The organism is Amycolatopsis sp. FDAARGOS 1241, assembly GCF_016889705.1.
GTDB lineage: Bacteria > Actinomycetota > Actinomycetes > Mycobacteriales > Pseudonocardiaceae > Amycolatopsis.
The window spans coordinates 4,541,014-4,561,189 of record NZ_CP069526.1 but is presented as its reverse complement, the minus strand read 5'-3'; the positions used below and the strand labels follow the sequence as shown (position 1 = coordinate 4,561,189).

The following is a 20,176-nucleotide window of genomic DNA, read 5'->3' as shown; positions in this document are numbered from 1 at the left end:
GAGCCGTGCGCGCACGAGAAATCATGACCCGCCCGGTGGTCCGGGTCGGGCTCGCGACCCCGGTACGCGAGGCGATCGCCCTGCTCACGGAGCACTGCATCGCCGCCTTGCCCGTGGTCGACGAGGACAACCGGGTGATCGGCCTGTTCACGGAGGCCGACGCACTGGCCGGGGTGCTGACGGGCGAACCGGTGGGGCCCGACCAGCTCGTGGAGTCCACGATGACCAAGCCGGTCGAAGTCGCCGGGCTCGACACCGACGTCAGCGACATCGCCGCCCGCATGCTCGTCGACCGCCTGCGCAGCATCCCGGTCGTCGACGACGGTCGCCTGGCCGGGATCGTGAGCCGGCGCGACCTCCTGCGGTCACTGGTGCGGCACGACGACACCATCGCGTCGCAGGTGCGGTGCCTGTTCAGCGACTACACGGGACACCGCGATCTCTGGTCGGTGTCCGTCACGGGTGGCCGCGTGACGGTCCGGGGAACGTTCACCGACGAAGCCGAACGCCGGCTTGTCACGGCTCTCGCGAAGACCGTCGGGGGCGTCACCGAGGTGGAACTGGCCTAGAGGAGGCGTGATGCACGGGTCGACGGGTGACGACTGCGTGGTGCTGGCCGGCGTGGACGGTTCGGCTTCGGCTCTGCACGCCGCGGTGTGGGCCGCGGCGGTCGCGGCGCGGCGGGACGCGGTGCTGAGACTCGTCCACGCCTACGTGGTGCCGGCGCCGGGCGTGTCGCGGATCTCGGTGACCACCGTGCGGGAGGGGTTCCGGTCGCGGGCCGAGTCGTGGGTGGCCGAGGCTTCGGCCGCGGTGCTGGCGCAGTGGCCGTCGCTGCGGATCGAGCGGGTCGTCGTGGAAGGCAGCCCGGTCGGGGTGCTCCTGCGCGAGAGCGCCGGCGCCGAAGTCGTGGTGCTGGGCTCGCGCGGGTTGGGCGGGTTCACCGGGCTGCTGGTCGGCTCGACCGCGGTCTCGCTCGTCGCCCACGCGCAGTGTCCGGTGGTGGTCGTGCGCGGTCGCCGGCCCGATGACGTGCCCGCGGTGGCCGGGCCGGTCCTCGTCGGGCTGGACGGTTCGCCGGACAGCACCGACGCGCTCGGCTACGCGTGTGAGGAAGCCGCCGCGCGCGGCACCACGCTCATCGCCGTGCACACCTGGAACGAGATCACTCCCGAGGGGAGGCTGCGGCTCGCCGGTTCCGAGGCGGACGTCGCCGCCGAACGCCGGCTCGTCGACGAGCAGCTGGCTCCCTGGCGGGACAAGTTCCCCGAGCTGGCGATCGAGGTCGAGGTCGTGCGCGGGCGGCCGGTGCGGACGCTGCTGGAGCGCGGTGGCGGTGCGCAGCTCGTGGTGGTCGGCAGCCGCGGCCGCGGCGGGTTCACGGGGATGCTGCTCGGGTCGACCAGCCAGGCGCTGCTGGTGCACTCCGCGTGCCCGGTCGCGGTCGTGCGGCAGGGGAGCCGGTCGTGACCACGGCCCGACCAGGCGGGCCGCGCCGGTGAAGAAAGGACTGTCCGGAAAGGACTCGGGATCATGACGACGAGCAACACCGTGGTGGTGGGCGTCGACGGTTCGGCGGGTGCCGCCGAGGCGGTCGGGTGGGCCGCGCGGCTCGCCTCGGGCCGGGGGCTCGAACTGGAACTCGTGCATTGCCTGCAGGCCGATTCGCTGTACTACGGCGGTGGCCTGGCCGGCAGCGACGTGCTGTTCGAGCAGCTGCGGGTCGAGGGGGACCGCATCGTCGCCGCCGCGGCGGAGCAGGCGCTCGCCGTCGACGCGGCTCTCACGGTCCGCACCGACGTGCGCACTGACGCCGCGTCCGCCGGCCTGCTCGACCGGTCGCGCAGCGTCCGGCTGGTCGTGCTCGGCCGCACGGGCACCGGGGGCTTCGCCGGCATGCTGATCGGCGCGACGGCCGCAGAAGTCGCGAGTCACGCCGCCTGCCCGGTCGCCGTCGTGCGCGGGCGTCACGGCGACGGGCCGGTTCCGCTGGCGGGCCCCGTCGTGGTCGGTGTGGACGGCACCCCGAACAGCGAAGCCGCCATCGCGGTGGCTTTCGACGAAGCCGGGTTCCGGGGCGTCCCGCTGGTCGCGGTGCACGCGTGGGACGACGTCACCTATGACTGCGCGGACAGCACCGCCCGGCTGATGCCGCAGCCCGAAACGCTCGAGCCGACGGAAGAACGACTGCTGGCCCAGCGGCTCGCCGGCTGGCAGGAGAAGTTCCCCGAGGTCGAGGTCCGCCGGTCGCTCGTGCGGGACCGGCCGCGGCAGGCGCTGCTCGCCGAATCCGACCGGGCCCAGCTCGTCGTGGTCGGCAGCCGTGGCCGCGGCGGGTTCACCGGCATGCTCCTGGGCTCGACGAGCCAGGCGCTCATCCACCACTCGTCCTGTCCCGTACTCGTGGTGCGGCCGGAACCGAAGCGATGACGGGTCTTTGGTCCCCGGCGGACGGGCGGGCGTAACAGCCGCCGGTGACCGGGGACCCGGCGGCGTGGGTACAAGGCCTCTTCGAGCCGGACCGCGCGCGGCCGATGCTGGGGGCCATCGCACACCGGAACGGGGAGGTGCGAGGCAGATGAACCCGCCCAACCGCCTGCTGCGGTGGTGGCGCGCGCTCGCTCCCGGTCGCGGTTCGGTCGCGCGGACGACGGACCGGCTGCAGGCGTTCCTGGTTCTCGCGGCCGTCCTGGTGGCCGTGGCCGCGATCCCGTTCGCGGCGGCCACTGCCTCCGAGGTCTACGCCGCGCAGAAGCAGCAGTCCGTCCGCGAGCTCGCCGACACCCGGCCCGTGACGGCCACGTTCCTCGCGGACGGTCCGCCGATCTCCGTGAACGGGCGCAGCGGCGCCGCCGGCGGCCCGGTGCCGACCGAGGCGACGTGGCGCACCCCGGAGGGCGCCGAGCGCGTCGGGCCGGTGTTCGCGAACGAAGGCATTCGGCGCGGGGACACCGTGCGGATCTGGGTGGACCGCAGTGGCGCGGTCACCGATCCGCCGCTGACCGCCGCCGCCGCCGTGGTGAACGCGACCGCGGCCGGGGTGGGGCTGTGGCTGGCCGGGTGCCTCGCGCTGGCGACGGGCTACGGGATCGCGGTGTTCGCGTTGAACCGCTACCGCGCCGGGAAGTGGCAGCGGGAGTGGTTCGCGGAGCTGAAGAAGAACGCGCATTCGTGAACGGCGCGGCAGGAGGTTGTGATGGACACCAAGCAGTGGCGGATCGAAGTGTTCCTGACCGAGGAAGGCGGCCGGACGACAGCCACCGCCCGGCTGCGCACCGGGGCCGGCGAGGTGCTCGACGCGTCGGGGACCGCGCGGCTCAACCCGGTCGACCGCAACGTGCCGGAGATCGGTGACGAACTCGCCACCGCGCGAGCCCTCAGCGCGCTCGCGCACCGGCTGCTGGACGTCGCCGCCGAAGACATCGAGGACGTCACCCACAAGCACGTCCGGCTGGAAGGCTGAGGAAGGCGGGCGGAATGCACGCGCTGATCGTGTACGAGTCCCTGTTCGGCGACACCGAGGAGATCGCCCGCGCCGTGGCGGAGGGATTGGGCTCGGCGACGCTGCGGTCCGTGGACGACGCCCCGCGCGACCTGGCCGGCTACGACCTGCTCGTCGTCGGCGCGCCGACCCACGTCCACGGCCTGAGCCGGCCCTCGACTCGCAAGGCGGCGGCGGAACAGGCCAGGGGGAACCCGCAGCACGAGATCGGCCTGCGTGAATGGCTCGGCGGCTTCCGCGTCCTGCCCCCGGGAACCACCACGGCCGCGTTCGACACCCGGCTGGCCAAGCCGCGGTGGCTGACCGGCTCGGCCGCGCGGGCCGCGAGCAAGGTGCTGCGCAGCGTCGGCCACCCGACGGTGGTGCCGCCGATGAGCTTCTTCGTCGAAGTGGTGAACGGCGACACGCGCCTGGTGGACGGCGAAAGCGCCCGGGCGCGGGTGTGGGGAGCCACCCTCGCCCGCCGGCTCGACCGCACCGGGCCCGGGCGCGGCTGAACCGCGGCGGGTCTGCGCGCTACCCGTTCTTCGGGCTGCGCCGCCGCTGCGAGGAGGTGCGGCCGCGGAGCACACCCGCGACCACGATGACGCCCAGCACGAAGCCGAAGTCGTACAGGTGGCCGTTGTTGTGCACCTCGTAGATGCCGACGTGGTCGTCGAACAGCGAGACCAGGAAGGTGATCGGGCAGATCAGTCCGTGCCAGAGCCCGAGCCAGAAGCCGGCGTCGGGTGGAGTGCCGGTCGCGGGATCGGCACCCGCCGCACACGAAGTCAGCAGGAACGCCGTGGCCACCAGGAGCGCGGCGACGGCGGGACGGTGAAGAGCTCGAGTGCTCACCTCGGTCACGGTCCCGGCGAGCGGCGCCACTCAGTAGAGGCGAACGGCTCCGGATCGCGGGACCTGAGGCGGTCGTGCCGGCCGGCCGGCTCCGAAGTGGCCGGTTTCAGTCCACAGTGGATCTTCACCGGGTGCGCGGATCCGGGTCGGGAGTTCACCGACCGGACGCGGCCGGACCTGGCCGGGAATCGTCGGCGACGGCCCGATTTCGTCCCCGCCGGAAGGGACTTCGGGCCCTGCCGCATGCGGCGCCCGCTTGGGACGGTGGTGTTCTCGACCGAAAGGCGGTCCGGCATGAGGATTCTCGTCGCGGTGGCGACCCGGCACGGGGCCACTCGGGAAATCGCCGAGCAGATCGCCGCCACGGCCGCGGCGGCGCTGGCCGAAACCGGTGTCGCCGCGGAGGTCGGGGTGGTCGACGCCGGGCACGTCACGTCGTTCGCGGGGTATGACGCGGTCGTGCTCGGCAGCGCCGTCTACTTCGGGCAGTGGCTCGAAAGCGCTCGCCGGCTCGCGCACGAGCACCGGGAGGAGCTGCGCCGCGTCCCGGTGTGGCTCTTCTCGAGCGGGCCCGTGGGCCACATCGCGGGCGAGGACCCGGTGGACGTCTCCGACGTGGTGGCCGCGTCCGGCGCGCGCGAGCACCGGCTCTTCGGCGGCCGCGTGGAACGGGCCAACCTGCGGTTCACCGACCGCGCGGTGGTCGTCGCGCTGCGGGTGCAGGACGGTGACAACCGCGACTGGCCGATGATCCGGGCCTGGGCGCGCGCGATCGCGAGCGAGCTGGCGGTGGTCCCCTCCGGGCAGGAGAGCCGACGATGACCGGACCCTATCCCGTCCGCGTCGAGGCGGACCTGGACGAGCCGCTGTCGCGCTGGCTCTGGCTCGTGAAGTGGCTGCTGGCGATCCCGCACTACCTGGTGCTGGCCGTGCTCTGGTTCGTCTACCCGTTCGTGGGGCTCTGCGCGTTCTTCGCGATCCTCTTCACCGCCCGCTACCCGCGCTCGCTGTTCGAGTACACCGTCGGCGTGCTGCGGTGGAGCTGGCGCGTGCAGTACTACGGCTACGCCGCGCTGGGCACCGACCGCTATCCGCCGTTCACCTTCGGCGACGTGCCGAGTTACCCGGCGCGCCTGCAGGTCGACTACCCGGGACGGCTCTCGCGCGGGCTGGTGCTCGTGAAGTGGTGGCTGCTGGCCCTGCCGCACCTGATCATCGTGGGGTTCTTCGTCGGCGGCGGGAGCTGGATGGCCGGGCGCGACGACTGGGGCGGGTTCTGGTGGGCCGCGGGTGGCCTGGTCGGGATCCTGGTCCTCATCGCGGGGGTCGTGCTGCTGTTCACCGGCCGCTACCCCCGGCCGGTTTTCGACTTCGTGCTGGGCATGGACCGCTGGACCCTGCGCGTGGCGGCTTACGTCTCGTTGCTCACCGACGCGTACCCGCCGTTTCGCATGGACCTGGGCGGCTCCGAGCCCGCTTTGCCGCCCCCGCCGCCGTCACCGCTGGCCGGACCCACCACGACCGCCGAGCCGCAGGGGTGGACCCCGGGCCGGGTCGCCGGGGCCATCGGCGGGGCGGTGGTGCTGCTCGTGTCCACCGGCCTGCTGACCGGCGGGGCCGCGCTGTTGTGGGCCGACCGCGGCCGGCGCGACGCCGACGGCTACGTCACCGGAAGCGCCACGTTCGCCACCTCGAGCCCCGCACTCGTCAGCGACTCGATCGACCTGTCCGGCACCGGGCCGGACCCCGCCACGTTGCTCGGGACGGTGCGGATCGGCGCTACCGCGAGCGACCCGGCGAAGCCCGTGTTCGTCGGGGTCGGGACCACGGACCGGGTGATGGACTACCTGGCCGGCACCGAGTACACCACCGCGACGGACCTGTCGGGCCGGGGCGCGCAGACGCTGCACCCGGGTAGCGCCGTCGCCGTGCCGCCGTCCGACGCCCAGATCTGGACGACGGAGTCGGCCGGTCCCGGCACCCAGTCGGTGACGTGGCCGGCGCAGGCAGGCGGCTGGACCGTCGTCGTCATGAACGCCGACGGCTCGGACGGCGTGTCCGCGCGGGTCGACGCGGGCGCGACCGCGCCGGCGCTCCCGTGGCTGGCGACCGGCGTGCTCGCGGTGGGTGTCCTGTTCTTCGCCGGTGGTGTCGCACTGATCTGGATGTCCGCCCGCGCGGCCGCCCGCCGGGCACCTCCGTCGTTCGCCGCCGGGTGAGCCGGACGCTGCGCTGACCACGGCCGGAAGTCCCCGGATGCCGGGAACTCCGGCCGCAGCTTCGGCGCGCCGCGGCGAGCACTCTCAGTGGATGAAGCTGTCCGCCGTCCTGCCGGGGGCCGCGCAGCTGCGCGGGTACCGGAAAACGTGGCTGCGGGGCGACGTCATCGCCGGGGTGACGGTGGCGGCGTACCTCGTGCCGCAGGTGATGGCGTACGCCGAAGTGGCCGGGTTGCCCCCGGCCGCCGGGCTGTGGGCCGCGATCGGGCCCCTGGCCGTGTACGCCCTGCTGGGTTCGTCGAGCCGGCTGTCGGTCGGACCCGAGTCGACGACGGCGCTGATGACCGCCGCTGTGCTGGCACCCTTCGCCGTGGGCGATCCCGGGCACTACGCGACGTTGGCGGCGGTGCTCGCGGTGCTCGTCGGCGTCTTGTGCTTCGTGGCCTCGCTGGCGCGGCTGGGGGTGCTGGCCGAGCTCCTGTCGAAACCGGTGCTCACCGGCTACATGGCCGGCATCGCGGTCCTGATGGTCGTGGGACAGCTCGGCAACGTCACCGGCGTGCCCGTGGCGGGCGAAGGGTTCTGGGCCGAGTTCGCGTCGTTCTTCACCCAGCTCGGGAAGATCCACTGGCCGACCGTCGCCCTCGCGGCGGGCGTGCTGCTCGTGCTGTTCCTCCTCCGGCGGTTCGCGCCGCGGGTGCCCGGACCGCTCGTGGCGATCGCGGCCGCGACGCTGCTCGTGGCGCTCGTGCAGCCCCCGGACATCGACGTCGTCGGCGAGCTGCCCGCCGGGTTGCCGCCGGCGGTCTCGGGTTTCTCGCTCACCGAAGTCGGCGAGCTGGTCCTGCCCGCCGTCGGCATCGCGATCGTCGCCTTCTCCGACAACGTGCTCACCGCGCGGGCGTTCGCCGCCGGGCGCGACGAAGAGGTCGACGCGGACCAGGAGCTGCGCGCCCTCGCAGGAATCAACGTGGCCGCCGGGTTGCTGCACGGGTTTCCCGTCAGCAGCAGTGGAAGCCGGACGGCACTGGGCGCGGCGGCCGGGAGCCGCACGCAGCTCTACTCGCTGGTCGCGCTGGTGACCGTGGTGCTCGTCGTGCTGTTCGCGCGCCCGCTGCTGGCGCAGTTCCCGCAGGCGGCGCTCGGGGCGCTGGTGATCTTCGCCGCCACTTACCTCGTCGACGTCAAGGAACTGCGCCGGTTCGCGCGGTTCCGCCGCAGCGAGTTCGTGCTCGCCCTGCTGACCACGGCCGGCGTGCTCGGCCTCGGCGTGATCTACGGCGTGCTTGCCGCCGTGGGACTGTCCATCTTGGACCTGCTGCGCCGGATCGCCCGGCCGCACGACGGGATCCTCGGTGTCGTGCCGGGCCTCGCCGGGATGCACGACGTGGACGACTACCCCGAGGCCACGACCGAGCCCGGGCTCGTCGTCTACCGCTACGACGCGCCGTTGTGCTTCGCCAACGCGGAGGACTTCCGCCACCGCGCCCTCGCCGCGGCCGACGGTGACGTGCGGTGGTTCGTGCTCAACACCGAGGCCAATGTCGAGATCGACGTGACCGCCGCCGACGCGCTCGACCAGCTGCGCGAGGAACTCGGGCGCCGTGGGGTCGTGTTCGCGCTGGCCCGGGTCAAGCAGGACCTGCGCGACGACCTGGTCGCGGCGGGACTGGTCGAGAAGGTGGGGGAGGACCGCATCTTCCCGACCCTGCCCACCGCCGTCGGCGCCTACCGCGCTTGGGGTGCGACGCGGAGCTGACGGCGCTCGTCAGCGGCGGCGGCCTGCCGCGGCGCACCGCTGGTGACGCTCGCCGGTTCGGCCGCCGGAGTGGTGCCGGCGCGCTGTGCGGCGTCGTACTCGGCCTCCAGCTCGGTCAGCGCCGCGCTGCGCGTCGACAGGACCAGGCGGGCCTTGTCCTGGTCGAAGTCGTTCTCCCACTTGCCGATCACGATCGTGGCGACGGCGTTGCCCAGGACGTTGATGAACACCCGGCCTACGTTGAGGATGCGGTCGATGCCCACGATCAGGGCCAGCGCGGCCAGCGGCATGTGGCCGACGGCCGTCATGCTCGAGGCCGGCACGATGAACGCGCCACCGGCGATGCCCGCGGTGCCCTTGCTCGTCAGCATCATCACCGCGACCATCGTCAGCTGCTGCTGCCAGCTCAGGTCCACCCCCAGGGCCTGCGAGAGGAACAGCGACGCCATCGTGAGGTAGATGGCGGAACCGTCGAGGTTGAACGAGAATCCCGACGCCACCACGATGCCCACCACCGGCCGCCCGGCGCCGAGGATCTCCAGCTTGCGCACCAGCTGCCGCAGCACTGCCTCGCTCGAGCACGTCGACAGCGCCACCAGCAGCTCGTCCTTCAGCAGCCGCATGAGGGCGAACAGGCCGAGCCGGCAGGCGCGCATGATCGAGCCGAGCACCACCACGATGTAGGCCACGCACGTGCCAGTGAACAGCAGGATCAGGTAGAGCAGCTGCTGCAGGCTTTCCGCGCCGCAGGTCGCCCCGACCGAGGCCAGCGCCCCGAAGGTGCCGAACGGTGCGAGCCGCATGATCCAGCGGACGATCCGGAAGACCACGCCCGACAGCGCCGTGATCCCGCGGGTCAAGGGCGCGCCGGACGGTCCGGCCAGGTTCAGCGCGGCGCCGAACACGATGGACACGAGCAGGGCCGCGAGGATGGTGTCGCTGGTGATGCTCCGAACAGCGAGTCCGGGATGAGCTGGAGACGAACCCGGTGAACGACGCGTGGTCCTGCGTGGCGGCCTTCGGGACGCCGCCGGGATCCAGCGTGGCGGCGTCGATGTGCATTCCGGACCCGGGCTTGAACACGTTCGCGACCACGAGCCCGATCAGCATGGACACCAGCGACAGCACCACGAAGTAGCCGATCGCCTTGCCGCCGATGCGCCCCGCCTTGCGCAGGTTGTCCACCGACGCGATGCCGGCCGTGACGACGCAGAAGACGACCGGGACCACGATCATGCTCACCAGCGAGATGAACCCAGTCGTTGAGCGGTTTCGGGGCCCGCTTTCGGGAAGGCGAACCCGACGGCGATGCCCGGCACCGCGGCGACGATCACCTGGAACCACAGCTGCCCGAGCAGGCTGCGCACGCGCGATCGGGCCGCGGGGGTGGACGGCATGAATTGCTCCTTCGCACGACGTTGTGACGGGGGAACCTTCAGCGGTGCAACTGGCGAAGTACCTTGTAGAACGCGGCCTTCTCCTCGAAGCCGATGCCCGGCGTCGCGGTGAGGCCGACGTGGCTGTCTTCGACGACCGCGCCGTCGGCGAACCCGCCGGTCGGCTGGAACTCGCCGGGGTAGGACTCGTTGCCGCCGAGCTTGAGCGCCGCGGCGATGTGCAAGGAGAACTGGTGGCCGCCGTGCGGGATGCAGCGGCGGGAGGACCAGCCGTGCTGCTTGAGCATGTCCAGGATGCGCAGGTATTCGGTGAGCCCGTAGCTCAGCGCCGGGTCGAACTGGAGGTAGTCGCGGTCGGGGCGCATCCCGCCGTAGCGGATGAGGTTGCGGGCGTCCTGCAGGGAGAACAGGTTCTCGCCCGTGGCGATCGGGCCGGCGTAGTGCTCGGAGATCACCGCGTTGAGGCCGTAGTCGAGCGGGTCACCGATCTCCTCGTACCAGAAGAGGCCGTAGGGCTCGATCGCGCGCCCGTACTCGAGGGCGGTGGCCAGGTCGAAGCGGCCGTTGACGTCCACCGCGAGCCGTGAGCCGTCGCCGCCGAGGACGTCGAGCACGGCTTCGATGCGCGTGAGGTCCTCGGCCAGGTCCGCGCCGCCGATCTTCATCTTGACCACGCGGTAGCCCTGGTCGAGGAAGCGCTTCATCTCGTCCTGCAGGTCAAGCAGGGTCTTGCCGGGCGCGTAGTAGCCGCCGGCGGCGTAGACGAACACCTCGTCGTCGGGCACGCCGTCGCCGTAGCGGTCGGACAGCCAGCGGTACAACGGCTGCCCGGCGAGCTTGGCGGCGAGGTCGAACAGGGCCATGTCGACCACGCCGACGGCCACCGATCGCTCGCCGTGCCCGCCGGGCTTTTCGTTGGCCATCATGAAGTCCCAGGCGCGAGTGGGGTCGAGCTGCCCGTCTTCGGCGAGCAGGGCGTCCGGGTCGGCGGCGAGCAGGCGGGGGACGATGCGGCGCCGCAGGATTTCGCCCGCGCTGTAGCGGCCGTTGGAGTTGAAGCCGTAGCCGACCACCGGCTCGCCGTCGCGCACGACGTCGGACACCACCGCGACGATGGAGCAGTCCATCGAGCTGAAGTCGATCCAGGCGTTGCGGATCGACGAGCTGATCGGAATGACGCCTTCGTGCACGTCGAGGATCTTCATCCGCGCCTCTCTTATAAATTATAAATTCCAACGGGATGCTAGGGTCTCGCCTGGCCGAAGCACAAGCCTCGGTTTCCGCCAGGGAGGGTGCAGGGGTCGATGAGCAGCGCGAACGTGTTTTCGAGCAAGGGCGAGGTCGCCTACGCCGAGCTGCGCGGCCGCATCCTGTCGGGTGCCCTGCGGCCCGGCTCGCGGCTCGAGCAGAACGAGCTCGCCGGCGACCTGGGCATGAGCCTCACCCCGCTGCGGGAGGCGATCCGCCGGCTGTCCAGCGAAGGACTCATCCGCCTCGACGCCCACCGCGACGCCCGCGTGGCCGGGATGAGCGCGGCCGAGGCGCGCCAGCTCTTCGAGGTGCGCCTGTCCCTCGACCCGACCGCCGCGATGTACGCGGCGCAGCGCCGCACCGCAGACGACCTGTCAGCCCTGCGCGCCGCGGTGGCCCGGCTGCTGCCCGTCACCCGCGAATGGGGCGAAGAGGCGCTGACCGTGCACCGGGCCTTCCACCGGGCGCTGTATGTGGCGTCCCACAACGCCACGCTGGTCCGCCTGCTCGACGACATCTGGGACAAGACGGACCGCTACCGCCGCGCCGGGCTGGAACTGCCGCCCGGCAACGAACCCCGCACGCGCGACCACCAGGAACACCACCGGCTGGTCGACCTCGTCGCCGCGGGCGACGACACCGGAGCGCGGGAGCTGATGCAGACCCACATCGAGCGCAGCTTGCTGGCGTCAGCGATCGAAGCGCTGGAGCAGCGCGAGCGCGCCGGAACGGCGACCGGTTAGCTGTATTGCCCGGTGAGGTTGGCGACGCGGGGGCTTGCCGGTTCGTGCGGTGTGGCCGCGGTCGTGGTGCGCGGATTCGCGAGGTGGTCGCAACGGTGCCGGTCATTGTGTTGGTGTGATGACTGTAGCGAGGCGTCGGGCTGGAGTTGACCAGCCGAGGCATGTGTGTGGACGGTTGTCGATTTCCGCGGCGACTGCGGCGAGGTGTTCGACGGTGTGGCCGGCGAGGTTGCTGCCCTTGGCAAAGTACTCGCGCGGCAGTTGGAACCGCGCTGCCAGGGCCTGCCTGGTTGGCAGAAGTAGATCGCACCACTCGCAACCGCCCCGGACACAACAGCTGGCGCGCCCGGTTCAGCAGAGGGCGACGGCATTCGCCGGCGAGCCCACCCCGCCGACGAGGTTCAGGGGCTTGACCACCACGAGGTACGTGTAGCCGCCGCCACCGGCGGCGTGCGCCGACAGCGCGTCGAGCTTCCACTGTTCGCCCAGGGGCAGACCGAGCAGGCCGATGAGGTCTTGGTGCACCATCCCCGGTTCGTGGGGGCCGCCGAACTGCGGGTCCGGGGGCGGCGGCATCGCCTCGATGGCGAAGGTGTCGGACGCGACGAGGGCGAGGCGGTGGTCCCAGAACCACGCGACCAGCTCGCGGGACTGCGCGAGACCGGTGCAGCGGCGGGTCCGCCCGATCGCTTCGCGGCCGGCCGGGTCCAATTCGGACAGATACCACTCGGCCCAGCCGGTGCGCAGCAGGAGCAGGTCCCCCTCGCACAGGCTCACGCCTTGCCAGGACAGCGTCCGCTCGACGAGGTCCAGCGGCAGCGGTTCGCCGGCGGCGTGGTCGATGGGGCGGCCCAGCGACTCCCGGTAACGAGCGAGGTCCACGAGCACCCCACGGCCGACGATGGGGTCCTCCGCCCACCGCTGAACGCCGAGCGCCGGGGTCCCGGGCTTGATGTCGGCGTCGGGAACCCCTTGGTAGAAACCGGCTTCGTGGTGGCGGCGGTGCCGCAGACCGTCCACGTGGGAGCTCGCCTGCAGCCACAGCTGATCGACGTAGTCGTCGCGCTGGTCGGCGTGCGAGGACGTGATCGTCTGCGCCGGCGGCGTCCGCCACACCACAGACGGGTCGAACGCGTCGAGTGGATAGTCCAAGTTGAACACCTGGCCGTGGCGCACCAAGCCGGCCGCCTCCACCACGTGCGACGCCTGGGCGAAGTTCGCCATCCCGCGCTCGGGCGTCCGCTCGAACACGCCCCAGCTGGACCCGGCCGGACCGTCGTCGCGGGCGCGCAGGGCGCGGTAATCCGGAACCGGCAAGTCGTTCTCCTTCGTTGTGCTCACCGGAGCTCCCGGCCGCGGGTCTCGGGCAGGAACACCAGCGCGATCAGGAACAGACCGTAGGCACTGGCCGCGAACACCGAGATCCCGGTCCCCAGCCCGTAGCCGCCGGCGAGCGCGCCGACCACCGCCGGAGCCAGCGCGGCGACCCCACGGCCCACGTTGTAGCAGAAGCCCTGTCCGGCGCCGCGCATCTCACTGGGGAACAGCTCCGCGAGGAACGGGCCGAACCCGCTGATGATGCCCGAGCCGAAGAACCCCAGCGGGAACCCGACGTAGATCACGAGGCCGGACGGGATGCGCGCGTAGGCGTAGACCACCACCGTGACCGCGCTGAGCACGCCGAACACGGCGAACGTCGGCTTGCGGCCGAACCGGTCGTTGGCGACTCCCGCGGCGACGTAACCGAGGAACGATCCGGCGATCACGAACACGAGGTAGCCGGCCGCGCCGACCGCGTTCAGCCCGCGGCTTTCGGACAGGTAGGTGGGCAGCCACGTGAAGATCGCGTAGTACCCGCTCTGCATGCCGATCGAGAGCAACGTCGCCAGGATGGTGTAGCGCAGGATCTTGCGCCGGAAGATCAGCCCGAGGCTGATCGGCGCCTTGGCCTTGCGGGTCCGGCGCGCTTCCAGCCACACGGGCGACTCGGGCACCTTGCGCAGGATGTAGATCACGATCAGCGCCGGGACCAAGCCGACCCAGAACATCATGCGCCAGCCGAGGTCACCGAAGTTCGGCAGGATCAGTACCGACGCGATCACCGCGAGCGCCCAGCCGAACGACCACGCGCCCTGGATGAACCCGGCGACCGCGCCGCGCTTCTTCGCGGGGATGACCTCCGAGATGAGCACGGCGCCGACGGCCCACTCGCCGCCGAAGCCCAGTCCCTCCACCGCGCGGTACACCAGCAGCTCGGGAAAGCTGCTCGCGATCCCGGACAGGGCGGTGAACAGCGAGTACAGGAAGATCGCCGCCGCCAGGATGCGGACGCGGCCGAACCGGTCGGACAACGTGCCGGCGACGATGCCGCCGAACGCTGAGAACAGCAGCGTGACCGTGCCGATGAGGCCGGCCTGCTCGTGGTTCAGTCCGAACGCGATGCTCACCGCGCCGAGGGCCAGCGTGTAAAGCATGTAGTCGAACCCGTCGAGACCCCAGCCCGCGAACGTGGCCCAGAAGACCCGGCGTTGCGGACGGTCGAGGGTGAGCGGGGGAACCTTGGTCAGGACGGACGTCATGACCACTCCTTCCGAAACTTCGCGTCGTTGCGGGCCGGTGGAGCACCTGGTCGGTGGAGCTACTCGGTGAAGCGCAGCACCAGATCTGCCGCGCTGACCCCGTCGGGGTGGGCGATGAGCGGGTTGATCTCGAGCTCGGCGAGCCGGTCACCGAGACCGGCCGCGTACCGCGAGAGGGCCGCCACGGCGGCGGCGACGGCGGCCACGTCGGCTCCCGGCCGGCCGCGGTAGCCGCGCAGCAGCGGCGCGCCGCGCAGCCGGGTGAGCAGTACCCGCACGTCGAGCTCCGACAGCGGGGCGAGCCCGGTGACCACGTCCTGGTCGATCTCGGCCGTCACACCGCCGAAGCCGACGGTCACGACCGGCGGGTAGCCGTCGGCGGCTCCCTCGACGCCGACAAGGAGTTCGATCCCCGGCGGAACCAGGCTCTGCACCAGGATTCCGTCGAGCACGACGTCCGGCCGGGCGGCGCGCACGGCGGCGACCATTTCCCGATACGCGCTCGCCGCGTCTGTCACGCCGACGCGAACGCCGCCTGCTTCGGACTTGTGCGTGAGGCCGGCGGACTGCGCCTTCAGCACCACCCGGCCGCCGAGCCGCGCCGCGGCTTCGGCCGCCTCCTGCGGACTCGTGACGAGCACACCTTCGGGCCGGGGCACGCCCAGCGCGTCCAGCAGGGGCGCACCCGCGGATTCGGTGACCACGCCGGTGCCGGAGAACCCGTCGACAGTGCCCGCCACCGGTTCGGTGCGGGCCGGCGGTCGCGCTGCGCCGGCCCGGTACAGCCGGGCCAGCACGTGGGCCTTGCGCCCGATCGAGTCGTGCAGCGGAACGTGGTGCTCACGCAGGATCTTCGTCGCCTCGGCGATCTGGTTGCCGTCGGCGAGCCACACCACGCCCAGCGGTTTGGGTGCGCCCTCGGCCGCCGCGACGAGCTGGCGGGCCACACGAGCCGCGCGGGCGCCCGTCACGTTCGTCATGATCACCATCAGGACGTCGGTCCCCGGATCGCCGAGGATCGTCCGGCACACGTCGAACACCGAGTCGTCGTCCTGTGAGAACAGCTGCGCGGTCACGTCCACGGGGTTGCTCGTCGAGCCGTACGCGGGGATGAACCGCTCGAGTTCGCGGCGGGTGTCCGCGGCGAGCTCGCCGGTGCGCAACCCCGCTTCCTCCAGCCAGTCCGCCGCGATCCCGCCGGCGCCGCCGGAGCTCGTCACCACGGTCACGGCGGGCCCGCGCACCGGCTTGCGTGCGGCGAGTTCCACCACGGTGTCCAGCAGCTGGTCGAGGTCGGTCACGCCGATCACGCCGTGTTCCGCGGACACCAGCTCGAACGCCGTGTCCGGCCCGATCATGGCGCCGGTGTGCGACGCGGCCGCGCGCCGCCCGGCGGCCGAGCGGCCGGACCGCAGCACCACCAGGTTCTTGCCCAGTTCCCGCGCTCGCGCGGTGAGCTGCCGCCACTGCGTCCCGGACGGGATCGCCTCCAGGTACATCGCGACGACGCGGACCTCGTCCTCTTCCAGGAACCCGGCGGCGAGGTCGGCCACACCGAGGTCGGCCTGGTTGCCGCTGCTGGCCCACGCCGTGAGCCCGATGCCGCGTTCGCGCGCGAGCCCGAGGAACGAGCCACCGATCGCGCCGCTCTGCCCGGCGTAGGCGATCCCGCTCGACTCGCCGAGCCCCGCCTGTGCGGCTTCGCTGAAGGTCGCGACCAGGCTGGCCGGCCGGTAGATCAGGCCCTGGCAGTTGGGACCGAGCAGGCGCACGCTCCCGGCGCGCGCGGCCCCGGCCAGCCGCTGCTGGACGTCCAGCCCTTCGGCGCCGAGCTCACCGAAGCCCGACGAGAACACCACCGCTGTCCCGACGCCGGCGCGCACGCAGTCGTCGATCGCGCCCGGCACCGCGGCGGCCGGCACCAGGATCAGCGCGAGGTCGACCGGGCCCGGCGTGGCGTCCAGCGAGGGGTAACACGGCAGCCCGTCGAGCTCGGTGTACTTCGCGTTGACGGGCAGCACACGCCCCGCGTAGCCGAAGTCCCGCAGGTTCGCCAGCGCCTGCGTGGAAATGCTCCCGGGCCGGGTGGATGCGCCGACGATCGCGACCGAGCGCGGGTGCAGCAGGCGCTGCGCCCAGTGGTTGGCGGAGTCAACGGGCATGGCAGGGGTCCTTTCGGGCCGGTCAGGGAACCAGCCAGCCGAGCACGGGAGTCGATTGCAGGTACACGAGCACGGACAGCACCACGACCATCACGACCGTCCAGCCGATGGTCCGGCGGAAGAGCACGCCCTCCTTGCCGCCGAGCCCGACGGCGACCGCGGCGATCGCCAGGTTCTGCAGCGACACGGCCTTGCCGACCACCCCGCCGCTGCTGTTGGCGGAGGTGAGCAGCACATCGGACAGGCCGGCGTGGTGGGCGGTCGTGTACTGCAGCAGGCCGAAGAGCGTGTTGCTGGAGGTGTCGGACCCGGTCAGCACGGTGCCGATCCAGCCGATCACCGGCGACACCAGCGGGAACGCCGCTCCGGCACCGGCGAGCCAGACGCCGAGCGTGGTGGTCTGGCCCGACAGGTTCATCACGTAGCTCAGTGCGATGACGCAGCACACCGTGAAGATCGCCCAGCGCAGCTGCCACAGGTTGGCCAGCCACACCCGGGTAGCGCGCCCGAGCCCGACACCCAGCACCGGCAGGCTCAGCAGCCCGGCGATGAGCACGAGCGAACCCGGCGCCCCGACCCACGCGAAGCTGATCTTCGCGATGCTCAGCGGTTCCCCGTCGGAGTTGCCGACGTCGACGCCGGGCCAGTGGACCTTGGTCGTGAGCGAGGCGATCAGGTCCGACACCCCGGGCAGGTTCGCGAGGACGACCACGGCGACGATCAGCAGGTACGGCGCGAGCGCGGCGAACACCGGCGGCCGCTTCTCGTCCACAGTGGACTCGTCGGCGGGCGGGGCGGCGAAGTCGCTGCCACCACTCGCGCCACCACCGGCTGCCACGACCGTGCGCCGGCGCACCGCCGTGGCCGGCACGCGGCCGGCCCGCGCGACGAGCACAGTGACCACGCCGGACACCACGGCCGCGACCGTGTCCACGAGCGCGGGCGTCAGGAACACCGACGCGGCGCACTGGACCGCGGCGAACGAGACACCCGCCGCGAGCGCGACGCCCCACCGCTGCTTGAGCCCGGTCTTCCCGTCGACCACGAGCACGAGGACGAGCGGGATGAACAGCGCCAGCACCGGCGTCTGCCTGCCGATCATCACGGCCAGGTCGGGCACGGGCAGCCCGGTCTGGGTGGCGAGCACGTCGATGGGCTGGCCGAGCGCACCGAACGCGACCGGCGACGTGTCCGCGATCAGGCACGCGGCGGCGGCCTTGATCGGCGACAGGCCCAGCGCCATCAGGATCACGGCGCAGATCGCGACCGGGGCACCGCCGCCGGCCAGGCCTTCCAGCGCGGCACCGAAGCAGAACGCGACCAGGATCGCCTGCACGCGGCGATCGTCACTGACCCGCGTGAACGCGGTGCGCAGGGCGGCCGAGTGTCCGCGCAGCTCCGTGACCTTGTGCAACCAGATCGCATTGATCGCGACCCACAGGATCGGGAAGATCCCGTAGACGATGCCTTCGGCGGCACCGGAGAACGCGATGGACGCCGGGAGCCGGAACGCCACGACACCGACGGCCAGCGCCGCGATCAGCGAGGCGGGTGCGGCGATCCGGGCGGGTGTCTTGAACACGCCGAGCAGCACGATCAGCAATAACAGCGGTACCGCCGCCAGGAGCGCGGACAGGGTCAGCGAGCCGCCGACCGGAACGAGGATCTGTGTGAACAACGTTGTTCTCCAGTGGGGTCCGGGAACCGGGCCGGCGCGATCACCGGCCCTCGAAAACCGCTTTTCGCTTCTCCCGGAAGGCGGTCAGAGCCTCTGCGGAGTCGCGAGTGGACTGGATCACGGCCTGGTGGGACGAGATGAGGTCCAGCGCGGTCCGCAGGTCGGTGCGGCTGCTCTGGTAGGTCGCGCGCTTGATGGTGCGCAGGGCGAGCGGGGGCCCGGCCGCGAGCTTGGCGGCGAACTCGCGGGTCCGGCGGGCGAACTCGTCGTCGGGGTAGACGTGGTTGACCAGACCGATGCGTTCCGCTTCGTCGGCGGCCACCCAGTCGCCGGTCCACAACAGCTCCAGCGAGCGGGACATGCCGACGAGCCGGGGCAGCAGGTAGCACCCGCCGTCGCCGGGCACGAGCCCGACACGCACGTAGCCTTCGGAGAAGCGCGCCGACGCCGAGGCGACGCGGAGGTCGGCCATGAGCGCGAAGTCCATCCCCGCGCCCACGGCGACACCGTCGACCGCGGCGATCACCGGCTTGTCGAAGTCTTCGAGGGCGTAGGCGATCCGGTGCACGCGATCGGTCAGCAGCGTCTTGTCCGTGAGCGGGGTCCGCGTCTCGTCGTCGAACACGCCGAGGTCCACCCCGGAGCAGAACGCGCCGCCGGCCCCGGTGACCACGAGCACGCGGATGGCGTCGTCGGTGCGCGCGTCCTCGATGATGCGCACCCACTGCTCGAGCATGGCGAGGGTGAAGGCGTTCTTGCGCTCGGGCCGGTTCAGCAGGATGGTCCCGACGCCGTCGGTGACCTCGAACTCCAGCTCTGCCACGTCAGATCTCCGCCGCCTGGTAGCGCTTGAGCTCCTGGCGGGCGACGGTGCGGATGTGCACCTCGTCCGGCCCGTCGACGATGCGCAGCGTGCGCGCGCGGCTCCAGATCTCGGCCAGCGGCAGGTCGTCGGTCACGCCGGCCCCGCCGTGGATCTGGATCGACCGGTCGAGCACGTTCAGCGCCGCGCGTGGCGCGATGATCTTGATGGCCGCGATGTCCGAGCGCGCGTTGCGCACGCCCACCTCGTCGATCAGCCAGGCCGTGCGCAGCACCAGCAGCCGGGCCTGTTCGATCTCCATCCGCGACTCGGCGATCTGCTGGCGCACGACTCCCTGGTCGGCCAGGGGGCCGCCGAACGCGGTGCGCGACAACGCGCGTTTGCAGGCGAGCTCCAACGCCCGCTCGGCCATGCCGACGGCGCGCATGCAGTGGTGGATCCGGCCGGGCCCCAGCCGCGCCTGCGCGACGGCGAACCCGCCGCCCTGCTCGCCGAGCAGGTTGCTCACCGGCACGCGGACGTCGGTATAAGTGATCTCGCAATGCCCTTGCTGGTCCCGGAAGCCGAACACCGGCAGCGCGCGCTCGACCTTCACCCCCGGGGTGTCGATGGGCACCAGGACCATCGAGTGCCGGCGGTGCTTCGGCGCGTCCGGGTCGCTCTGGCCCAGCACGATCAGCAGCCGGCAGCGGGGGTCGGCGGCACCGGTGGTGAACCACTTGCGGCCGTTGATCACGTACTCGTCGCCCTCGCGCACGATCGAGGTGGAGATGTTCGTGGCGTCGGAGGAGGCCACGTCCGGCTCGGTCATCGAGAACCCGGAGCGGATCGCTCCGTCCAGCAACGGTTTCAGCCAGCGTTCACGCTGATCGTCCGTGGCGAACAGGTGCAGCAGCTCCATGTTGCCGCTGTCCGGGGACAGGCAGTTCATGGCCGCGGGCGCGATGAAGGGCGAGCGGCCGGTCTCCTCCGCGAGCACGGCGTAGTCCACATTGGTCAGATGGGACTCGTCGGGGAGGAAGAGGTTCCACAGCCCGCGTTCGCGCGCGGCCGCGATGAGCTCTTCCAGCACTCGCGGCACGTCGTGGGTGCGGCCGGCCGCGATCAGCTCTTCGCGCTGCTGCGCGTACACCGGCTCGGCAGGGTACACGAGGTCTTCCATGAAGGAGCGGACCTGGGTCAGGCGCTCGGTCGCCTGCGGGGAGAGCGAGAAATCCATTCGGTGC

General features: G+C 71.9%; 21 protein-coding genes and 1 pseudogene. 11 read left to right on the top strand and 11 right to left on the bottom strand.

Annotated features, from left to right (window positions below; genetic code table 11):
- Positions 1–5 precede the first annotated feature (5 nt).
- The 6 genes from I6J71_RS22515 (at position 6) to I6J71_RS22490 (ending at position 3,999) form a co-directional block, all read left to right on the top strand.
- Entirely contained in the window at positions 6–569 is a 564-nt protein-coding gene (locus I6J71_RS22515) for a CBS domain-containing protein (protein ID WP_204096500.1), read from the top strand.
- Positions 570–579: 10 nt separating this feature from the next.
- Positions 580–1,470 carry a universal stress protein gene (locus tag I6J71_RS22510; protein ID WP_204096499.1) on the top strand — a complete coding sequence of 297 codons (891 nt, stop codon included), beginning with the start codon at positions 580–582 and terminating at the stop codon, positions 1,468–1,470.
- A gap of 60 nt (positions 1,471–1,530) precedes the next feature.
- Positions 1,531–2,430 (top strand): universal stress protein, encoded by a 900-nt coding sequence (locus I6J71_RS22505; protein ID WP_370542224.1) that lies wholly within the window; start codon positions 1,531–1,533, stop codon positions 2,428–2,430.
- 148 nt (positions 2,431–2,578) lie between these two features.
- Positions 2,579–3,175 carry a hypothetical protein gene (locus I6J71_RS22500; protein WP_204096497.1) on the top strand — a complete coding sequence of 199 codons (597 nt, stop codon included), beginning with the start codon at positions 2,579–2,581 and terminating at the stop codon, positions 3,173–3,175.
- Between the two features lie 21 nt (positions 3,176–3,196).
- Entirely contained in the window at positions 3,197–3,463 is a 267-nt protein-coding gene (locus I6J71_RS22495) for a DUF1876 domain-containing protein (protein WP_204096496.1), read from the top strand.
- 14 nt (positions 3,464–3,477) lie between these two features.
- Positions 3,478–3,999, top strand: coding sequence for a flavodoxin domain-containing protein (locus I6J71_RS22490; protein WP_204096495.1), 522 nt, complete (start codon positions 3,478–3,480; stop codon positions 3,997–3,999).
- 19 nt (positions 4,000–4,018) lie between these two features.
- Here the strand turns inward: I6J71_RS22490 and I6J71_RS22485 are convergent, their stop codons facing one another.
- A complete protein-coding gene (locus I6J71_RS22485; protein ID WP_204096494.1) occupies positions 4,019–4,339 on the bottom strand; it encodes a hypothetical protein in 321 nt (106 codons plus the stop codon).
- Positions 4,340–4,633: 294 nt separating this feature from the next.
- Here I6J71_RS22485 and I6J71_RS22480 point away from each other — a divergent pair, with 294 nt between their 5' ends.
- From I6J71_RS22480 to I6J71_RS22470, 3 genes are all read left to right on the top strand, one after another.
- Positions 4,634–5,161 (top strand): flavodoxin domain-containing protein, encoded by a 528-nt coding sequence (locus I6J71_RS22480; protein WP_204096493.1) that lies wholly within the window; start codon positions 4,634–4,636, stop codon positions 5,159–5,161.
- Complete coding sequence (locus I6J71_RS22475; protein ID WP_204096492.1) at positions 5,158–6,558, top strand: DUF4389 domain-containing protein; 1,401 nt, start codon at positions 5,158–5,160, stop codon at positions 6,556–6,558. Before I6J71_RS22480 ends, I6J71_RS22475 begins: the two co-directional genes overlap by 4 nt.
- Before the next feature lie 91 nt (positions 6,559–6,649).
- Positions 6,650–8,317 carry a SulP family inorganic anion transporter gene (locus I6J71_RS22470; protein ID WP_204096491.1) on the top strand — a complete coding sequence of 556 codons (1,668 nt, stop codon included), beginning with the start codon at positions 6,650–6,652 and terminating at the stop codon, positions 8,315–8,317.
- On the opposite strand, the gene I6J71_RS22465 is transcribed toward I6J71_RS22470, so the two are convergent.
- Positions 8,287–9,231 carry a cation:dicarboxylate symporter family transporter gene (locus I6J71_RS22465; protein ID WP_255570900.1) on the bottom strand — a complete coding sequence of 315 codons (945 nt, stop codon included), beginning with the start codon at positions 9,229–9,231 and terminating at the stop codon, positions 8,287–8,289. The two genes, I6J71_RS22470 and I6J71_RS22465, sit on opposite strands and share 31 nt — an antisense overlap.
- Before the next feature lie 74 nt (positions 9,232–9,305).
- On the opposite strand from I6J71_RS22465, the gene I6J71_RS49865 reads away from it, so the two are divergent.
- Positions 9,306–9,455, top strand: a complete 150-nt coding sequence (locus tag I6J71_RS49865; RefSeq protein WP_255570899.1) for a hypothetical protein — start codon at positions 9,306–9,308, stop codon at positions 9,453–9,455.
- Here the strand turns inward: I6J71_RS49865 and I6J71_RS50990 are convergent.
- From I6J71_RS50990 to I6J71_RS22450, 3 genes and pseudogenes are all read right to left on the bottom strand, one after another.
- Positions 9,413–9,553, bottom strand: a pseudogene (locus I6J71_RS50990) (cation:dicarboxylate symporter family transporter); the annotation flags it as partial. The gene I6J71_RS49865 and the pseudogene I6J71_RS50990 sit on opposite strands and share 43 nt — an antisense overlap.
- Positions 9,554–9,555: 2 nt before the next feature.
- Entirely contained in the window at positions 9,556–9,714 is a 159-nt protein-coding gene (locus I6J71_RS22455) for a hypothetical protein (protein WP_204096490.1), read from the bottom strand.
- A gap of 38 nt (positions 9,715–9,752) precedes the next feature.
- Positions 9,753–10,919, bottom strand: coding sequence for a mandelate racemase/muconate lactonizing enzyme family protein (locus I6J71_RS22450; protein ID WP_204096489.1), 1,167 nt, complete (start codon positions 10,917–10,919; stop codon positions 9,753–9,755).
- Positions 10,920–11,018: 99 nt separating this feature from the next.
- On the opposite strand from I6J71_RS22450, the gene I6J71_RS22445 reads away from it, so the two are divergent.
- Positions 11,019–11,708: a GntR family transcriptional regulator gene (locus tag I6J71_RS22445; protein ID WP_204096488.1), complete on the top strand. Its 690-nt coding sequence runs from the start codon at positions 11,019–11,021 to the stop codon at positions 11,706–11,708.
- A 351-nt stretch (positions 11,709–12,059) separates the two neighbouring features.
- Here the strand turns inward: I6J71_RS22445 and I6J71_RS22440 are convergent, their stop codons facing one another.
- The 6 genes from I6J71_RS22440 to I6J71_RS22415 are packed head-to-tail and all read right to left on the bottom strand — an operon-like array spanning position 12,060 to position 20,169.
- Positions 12,060–13,049 (bottom strand): cyclase family protein, encoded by a 990-nt coding sequence (locus tag I6J71_RS22440; protein WP_239155188.1) that lies wholly within the window; start codon positions 13,047–13,049, stop codon positions 12,060–12,062.
- Positions 13,046–14,287, bottom strand: a complete 1,242-nt coding sequence (locus I6J71_RS22435) for an MFS transporter (protein WP_204096487.1) — start codon at positions 14,285–14,287, stop codon at positions 13,046–13,048. The genes I6J71_RS22440 and I6J71_RS22435 overlap by 4 nt, the downstream gene beginning before the upstream one ends.
- Before the next feature lie 59 nt (positions 14,288–14,346).
- Positions 14,347–16,449, bottom strand: a complete 2,103-nt coding sequence (locus I6J71_RS22430) for an acetate--CoA ligase family protein (RefSeq protein ID WP_204096486.1) — start codon at positions 16,447–16,449, stop codon at positions 14,347–14,349.
- 22 nt (positions 16,450–16,471) lie between these two features.
- Positions 16,472–18,127: an L-lactate permease gene (locus I6J71_RS22425; RefSeq protein ID WP_204096485.1), complete on the bottom strand. Its 1,656-nt coding sequence runs from the start codon at positions 18,125–18,127 to the stop codon at positions 16,472–16,474.
- Positions 18,128–18,167: 40 nt separating this feature from the next.
- Positions 18,168–18,950 (bottom strand): enoyl-CoA hydratase/isomerase family protein, encoded by a 783-nt coding sequence (locus tag I6J71_RS22420; RefSeq protein WP_204096484.1) that lies wholly within the window; start codon positions 18,948–18,950, stop codon positions 18,168–18,170.
- 1 nt (position 18,951) lies between these two features.
- Positions 18,952–20,169: an acyl-CoA dehydrogenase family protein gene (locus I6J71_RS22415; RefSeq protein ID WP_204096483.1), complete on the bottom strand. Its 1,218-nt coding sequence runs from the start codon at positions 20,167–20,169 to the stop codon at positions 18,952–18,954.
- Between the last annotated feature and the right edge of the window lie 7 nt (positions 20,170–20,176).